1 protein-coding gene is annotated in these 1,166 nt (G+C 41.9%); it reads right to left on the bottom strand.

Going from position 1 to position 1,166, the window contains the following annotated elements; genetic code table 11:
• Positions 1–1,166, bottom strand: a 1,166-nt coding sequence (locus tag HMPREF2887_RS06995) for a GBS Bsp-like repeat-containing protein (protein WP_186821908.1), incomplete at both ends; no start/stop codon positions are given.

Genomic DNA, 1,166 nt, shown 5'->3' with positions numbered 1-1,166 from the left:
AAGTCTTGTTTTCAATGTGAATCGTACCTGTCACTTGAACAGGCTTAGGAGTTTCTTCACTTGTTAAAGTTGCAATTGGGATATAGCGACGTGTTCCACTGTAGCTAACATAACTAATCCATTGATGATGATCTGCGTCCAATACCTTATCATAACGAATTCTTTCTCCTCTTGCAAAGGTAAATTCAGTCTTAGCCGTCATTGTGGGACTATTTTTGACTTCAACTTCCTTTTTAAAAGTATAAACTCCTTGAGACGGAATAGACTCTCTTGCAGAACTTGACTCAGCTACGGTTGTCTTGGTTCCTCCAACACCTCTTACTTTACCGTTTGATTCAATGTAGTAAAGGTGAATATTATATTCGCCATATTCCCCCTTGTGCTTATCAATATTGACAGAAACTTTATAATTTCCATCACTTTGCTTAGTGGCATCATACCAAATAATATCGTCTTGACCGCCCTTATCTGTCCAGATAGGAACTTTCACTCTAGAAATTCCATTGCTGTCTGACGCATTTGTAATCAGGACATCAAAGCCTTGAGATGTCTTATTTTGAATGTTAATGGTGCCAGTCACACTATATTTTGGCTCTTCCACCTTAGTCGTGGTACCCGTTACACCTTGCAAGCTACCATCTGACTGAACGTAATACATGTGAATGTTGTATTCGCCTCGATTATTTTTATGGCGACGAATATCCACACTCAACTTGTAGGTGCCGCCTGTTTGCTTGGCTGCATCGTACCAGATGATGTCATCTTGACCGCCTTGACTGGACCAAACAGGCAGCTTCACCATTTTAACACCTTTGGTTGAACTAACATCTGTCACTACCACATCAAAACCTTGCGAAGTCTTGTTTTCAATGTGAATCGTGCCGGTCACACTATATTTAGGCTCTTCCACCTTAGTCGTGGTACCCATTACACCTTGCAAGCTACCATCTGACTGAACGTAATACATGTGAATGTTGTATTCGCCTCGATTATTTTTATGGCGACGAATATCCACACTCAACTTGTAGGGGCCGTCTGTTTGCTTGGCTGCATCGTACCAGATGATGTCATCTTGACCGCCTTGGCTGGACCAAATAGGCAACTTCACTGTCTTCACACCCTTGGTCGAGCTGACATTTGTCACCACCACATCAAAACCTTGGGAA

The organism is Streptococcus sp. HMSC071H03 (assembly GCF_001813035.1).
Taxonomy (GTDB): Bacteria; Bacillota; Bacilli; order Lactobacillales; family Streptococcaceae; genus Streptococcus; species Streptococcus anginosus.
This window is presented reverse-complemented; position numbering and strand designations above follow the sequence as displayed.